Raw genomic sequence first — 3,270 nt, forward strand, 5'->3', positions numbered from 1 at the left:
GGACGATCATCTGCTGGATCGGATAGGCATAGATATAGACGCCATAACTGAAGTCGCCGCGATTCCCGAACCTGTTCAGGGCCGGAACACCCAGATGGGCGACGGCGAGGACGATGTACGGCACGGCAACGAAGGCAAGAAAAAGAACGTACGGCGTCTGTGATGCCGCGACAAGGACGACAGCGAGGACGGCCGCGGTCGCGGGGTCATAACGGTGGTCCCTGTGGTGGACGGCGAGGTAGGCGCCGATGAGGAAGTAGAGGGTGAACCGCACCTTCGCAAGGCCGGGATCCCCGGACACCGCCATCCAGATAGCGACGTCGATGGCTATCAGGGAGAGGAGGATGTCCTTTCTCCGCAGGAGACCGGCGACCCCGAGGAGTGCGACGAGGATGTACATCACGAACTCCACCGGGATCGTCCAGAGGGATGCGTTCACGAAGGTGACCGGGTTTGACTGGAAGAGTCCGAGGGCCGACCCGTTCCAGACAGCATCGAAAGACGCGAGAGTGAAGGGGGAGAAAAGCGTCATGAAATAGTCGGCGAGAGGGAGGGTCGTCGCGACCGGACCGATGAGAAGAAACGTGAAGACCAGGGCCGGCACCAGCGCGGGAAAGACCCGGAGGAACCTTTTCCAGAAGAACCGCTTCACGTCGGGTTGTGCCATCCAGCTCTGCGGGATAAGATACCCGCTGATCACAAAAAGACTCGCGAGGGCGGCCTGCCCGACCAGCACCGCCGGAGAATTGCCCGGTATCGCCCCATACCCGATCAGGAGGGCATAGGCATGGGAGACGATGATGACCAGGGCCGCGGAGAGACGGAGAAAGTCGAAGTTGTTTGCATGCCGGCGGGAGGTCTCCACACCAGCGAATAGGCACCGCGGTATATAGTCCTGCCCATCAGGCAACCGGCGCCGGCGCGAATGCGGCGGGGAGCATTCCCGGCCCCTGATCCCTGGCCCGGAAGAAGGGAACCTTTATGTGCTTCTGCTCTTACTGAAGCTTTACATGATCAAGGTCGCAATCAACGGATTCGGCACTATCGGCAAGAGAGTCGCCGATGCGGTCGCCGCTCAGCCAGATATGGAGGTCGTGGGAGTCTCCAAGACCCGGCCCAGCGCCGAGGCCTACATCGCGAACCAGCGCGGCTACCCCCTGTACATCGCGGAGATCAACAAGCGCAAGGCCTTCGAGGACGCCGGCATCGAGGTCGCAGGCGACGTCACCGAGATGATCAAGCACGCGGACATCGTCGTGGACGCCACACCGGGCGGCGTCGGCGTGAAGAACAAGAAACTCTACGAACTCTACGGCGTCAAGGCCCTCTGGCAGGGCGGCGAGGACCACGGGGTTGCGGGCTTCTCCTTCTGCTCCAGTTGCAACTATAATGAGGCGAAGAACCGTCAGTTTGTACGGGTCGTCTCCTGCAATACCACCGGCCTCTGTCGGATCATCCAGGCCATGGACGAGAAGTTCGGGGTAGAGAGGGTGCGGGCGACGATGGTCCGCCGCGGTTCCGACCCCGGCGAGGTGAAGAAAGGGCCTGTAGACGCAATCGTCCTCAACCCCGTCGAGATCCCGAGCCACCACGGCCCCGACGTCCAGACCGTCCTCCCACAGATCGACATCACCACGATGGCGATGATCGTGCCGACGACCTTCATGCACATGCACGCCGTCCAGATGGACCTCAGGAGCGATGCGACCCGCGAGGAGGTCATTGAGATCATCGAGAAGCACCCCCGTCTGGGGCTTGTGCGCAAGGGCACAGGGATCACGAGCACCGCGGAGCTGAAGGAGTTCGCGCAGGACATGGGAAGGAGGCGCGCCGACCTCTACGAGAACTGCATCTTCGCAGAGTCCATTGGATTCGTCGGCCGCGAACTCTTCCTCTTCCAGGCGATCCACCAGGAGGCCGACGTCGTCGTCGAGAATGTCGATGCCATCCGCGCCATGATGAACGGGGCTGACGACGCCGCCACCTCCATCGCGATGACCAACCGGGCACTCGGCTTCACTGCTATTTGAAGAAGGATTAATCCCCCGAACACCCCATATTATTTTATGGATCCATACTCTCTTGCCACGCGTAATACCGTGGAGATCGTCACCGACGAGGAGCTGCGGGCCCTCCTCCAGAAGCCCGTTCGGCGGGTCTACGCCGGCTACGAGCCCTCGGGCGAGATCCACCTCGGCCACCTGGTGACCATCAACAAGTTGATGGACCTTCAGAAGGCCGGGTTCGAGGTGACCGTCCTCCTCGCCGACCTCCATGCCTTCCTCAACCACAAGGGCACGCTCGACGAGGTCCGGGAGACCGCCGAGTACAATCGCCGGTGCTTCGAGGCACTCGGCCTGAAAGACGCAAAGTTCGTCATGGGCACCGACCTTCAACTCAACTCCGAATACGAACTCCTCGTCCTCCAGCTCTCCCAGGAGGTCACGGTCAACCGTGCGCACCGCTCGATGGACGAGGTCGGCCGCGGCATGGACCACCCGGCCGTCTCCCAGATGGTCTACCCGATCATGCAGATGGCCGACATCGCGATGCTCGGCGTCGATGCCGCGGTCGGCGGCATCGACCAGAGGAAGATTCACATGCTCGCCCGCGAGTACCTGCCGGGCATGGGCTACGCCGCACCGGTCTGCATCCACACCCCGATCATCAATGGCCTGGACGGCAAGAAGATGTCCTCGTCTGCCGGAAACCTCATCTCGGTCGCGGACACCGAGGACGAGATCCGGGCGAAGATGAAGAAGGCCTTCTGCCCGCCCGGGATCGAGGAGAACCCGGTGCTCCAGGTGCTCCAGCACCATGTCTTCCCCCGCTTCGAGGCGGTCGTGATGCACAGGCCGGCGAAGTTCGGCGGCGACCTTGAGTTCTCCTCGTACGCCGCGGTGGAGGCCGCGTATGGCGCGGGCCAGGTCCACCCCCTCGACCTGAAGACGATGACCGCCGACTACCTCGCCGAGGTGCTCGCCGGCGTGCACGACGCTGTGGTGTAATACTATGGGTGGGGACAGGGAAGGAAAGGACTTCGACCGAAAGCTCGAGGAGATGGGCATCCGGATCAAGGACGAGAACACCAGGAAGGTGCGGGGCGAGGTCTTCGATGAGAACACTCTCCTTGCCCTGTACCACCTTGTCCACAAGAAGAAGATCTCGGCGATCGGCGGCTCCATCTCCACCGGAAAGGAGGCGAACGTCTTCCTTGGCGAGAGGGAGGGGAAAACGGTCGCCATCAAGATCTACCGGATGAGAACGGCG

The 3,270-nt window shown here is 62.0% G+C and carries 3 protein-coding genes and 1 pseudogene; 3 read left to right on the forward strand and 1 reads right to left on the reverse strand.

Annotated elements, in window-relative coordinates:
* Positions 1–865, reverse strand: an 865-nt coding sequence (locus PHP59_RS12205) for an acyltransferase (protein ID WP_300167369.1), incomplete at its 3' end; no start/stop codon positions are given.
* A 145-nt stretch (positions 866–1,010) separates the two neighbouring features.
* On the opposite strand from PHP59_RS12205, the gene PHP59_RS12210 reads away from it, so the two are divergent.
* The 3 genes and pseudogenes from PHP59_RS12210 to PHP59_RS12220 form a co-directional block, all read left to right on the forward strand.
* Positions 1,011–2,030, forward strand: coding sequence for a type II glyceraldehyde-3-phosphate dehydrogenase (locus PHP59_RS12210; protein WP_300167371.1), 1,020 nt, complete (start codon positions 1,011–1,013; stop codon positions 2,028–2,030).
* A gap of 36 nt (positions 2,031–2,066) precedes the next feature.
* Positions 2,067–3,008: a tyrosine--tRNA ligase gene (locus PHP59_RS12215; protein ID WP_300167373.1), complete on the forward strand. Its 942-nt coding sequence runs from the start codon at positions 2,067–2,069 to the stop codon at positions 3,006–3,008.
* Between the two features lie 4 nt (positions 3,009–3,012).
* A pseudogene (locus PHP59_RS12220) lies at positions 3,013–3,270 on the forward strand (serine protein kinase RIO); the annotation flags it as partial.

This window comes from Methanofollis sp. (assembly GCF_028702905.1).
GTDB lineage: Archaea > Halobacteriota > Methanomicrobia > Methanomicrobiales > Methanofollaceae > Methanofollis.